Annotated in this window: 1 protein-coding gene; it reads right to left on the bottom strand. The window is 49.8% G+C overall.

All coding sequences use genetic code 11. From position 1 onward, the window contains the following. A partial coding sequence (locus N7974_RS20350) for a cadherin-like domain-containing protein (RefSeq protein WP_262967360.1) occupies nucleotides 1-2,395 on the bottom strand: 2,395 nt, incomplete at both ends.

Genomic DNA, 2,395 nt, shown 5'->3' on the forward strand with positions numbered 1-2,395 from the left:
ATGGTGACTGTACCCGTTGGTGCATCATTAACGTTGATCACATGGGTAGTTGCAGAGCTGGTGACGCTTTCAGGGGTCTTCTGCAGATCCGTATAACTGGCTGTTACGGTGATGGCTTTGCCTACTTGCGCCTGATCCAGCGTCAAGATTGAAGCCGTTGCACCAGAAATGGCCGTGCCGTTGGCCAACCATTGGTAAGCAAGCGTACCCAGCCCATCAACATCCGCCAAGGAACTGACCGCTGCCAGTGTTTGGTTTTGCGTCGCGGTGCCGGTGATGGTGACTGTACCGGTCGGTGCATCATTAACATTGTTTACTGCAGCGGTTGCAACGCTGGTGACGCTTTCAGGAGTCTTTTGCAGATCCGTATAACTGGCTTTAACGGTGATGGCTTTGCCTACCTCTGCCTGACCTAAAATTAGTGTAGAAGTTGTTGTGCCAGAAATGGCTGTACCATCTGCCAGCCATTGATAAACAATCGTACCCAGACCATCTGCATCCGCCAAGGTACTAACCGCTGTCAGCTTTTGGTTTTGCGTCGCGGTACCGGTGATGGTGACAGTGCCGGTAGGCAGGTCATTAACTGGTGTAATATCTAGCGATGCTGTGGCTACTACTGTACCGGCAGTAGGACTGACACTATCGGTGATGGTGTAGTTAAAGCTCACCGACGCATCATCATTTAATGACGGCGTATAACTCCAGGTACCATTGAGATTATCGATCAAAGTACCGTTGCCTGATGTAATGCTCAGGCCGGTAGCGGTAAGGTTATTACCGTCCACATCTACTGCATTGCCCAACAACTCGACTTGCGTAATTATGCGGGCTTGGCTGTCCTCGGTAATTGATGCCAACGTGACTAAAGATGTCGTCGGTGCATCATTAACATTAGCTACTGTACCGGTTGCAACGCTGGTTACGCTTTCAGCGGTCTTCTGCAGATCCGTATAGCCGGCTTTTACAGTAATTACTTTGCCTACTTCCGCCTGACTTAGCGTTAGTGTTGTTGCTGTTGCACCGCTAATGGCGATATCACCAGCGTACCATTGGTAAGCAATCGTGCCCAGACCATCGACATCCGCCAGGGTATTGCTTGCGGTCAGGATCTGGTCTTGCGCCGCCGTGCCGGTGATAGTAACAGTGCCGGTAGGTGCATCATTAACATTAGTGACTGCACCGGTTGCAACGCTGCTTACACTTTCAGCGGTACCCAGTAGATCGGTATAAGCGGCTTTAATCGTGATGGTTTTGCCTACTTGCTCTTGTGTCAAGGTCAAGGTTGAAGCGGTGGCACCGGTAATAATCAACCCATCTGCCAGCCACTGGTAAGAAATCGTACCTAGACCGTCGACATCTGCCAGCGTGTTCGTTGCGGTTAATACCTGATGTTGCGTAGCCGTGCCGGTGATGGTGACAGTGCCGGTAGGAAGGTCATTGACTGGTGTAATATCCAGCGTCGCTGTGGCTGCTACTGTACCGGCAGTCGGACTGACACTGTCGGTGATGGTGTAGTTAAAGCTCACCGACGCATCATCATTTAATGACGGCGTATAACTCCAGGTGCCATTGAGATTATCGACCAAAGTACCGTTGCCTGATGTAATGCTCAGGCCGGCAGCGGTAAGGTTATTACCGTCCAAATCTACTGCCTTGCCCAACAACTCGGCTTGAGTAATTACGCGGGCTTGGCTGTCCTCGGTAATTGATAATAACGTGACTAAAGATGTCGTCGGTGCATCATTAACATTAATTACGGCAGTGGTTGCAGAGCTGATCACACTTTCAGCGGTATTTTGTCCATCGGAATAACTGGCTGTTACAGTGATGGCTTTGCCCACTTCCGCCTGGGTTAAGATCAACGTGTTGGTTGTAGCGTTGGTAATGGCTACGTTATCCGCCAACCATTGGTAACTAATAGTTCCCAAGACATCGATATCCTCCAGTGTATTGGTAGCAGTCAATATTTCATTTTGCGTAGCCGTGCCGGTGATAGTGACTGAACCGGTGGGTGCATTATTGGAATTAACTATTTTGGTTGCCGAGCTACTGATGCTTTCAGGGGTATTTTGTTGATCGATATAACTTGCTGTTACCGTGATTACTTTGCCGACTTGCGCCTGGCCTAAAGTCAGTATTGTGCTGATTGCACCCTCAATGGCTATGCCATCGGCCAACCATTGGTAAGTAATCGGGCCCAAACCGTCGATATCCGCAAGCGAGTTCGTTGCTGTTAAGTCATGGTGTTGCGACGACGTACCGGTGATTGTGACAGTGCCGGTTGGTGCATCGTTAACATTGACTACAGCAGTGGTAGCAGAGCTCAATTTTGTTTCAGGATTACTCAGTCCATCGGTGTAGCTGGCCTGAACGGTAATGACTTTGCCCACTTGCG

The sequence above is a fragment of the Methylobacter psychrophilus genome (genome assembly GCF_025583945.1).
Taxonomy (GTDB): domain Bacteria; phylum Pseudomonadota; class Gammaproteobacteria; order Methylococcales; family Methylomonadaceae; genus Methylobacter_C; species Methylobacter_C psychrophilus.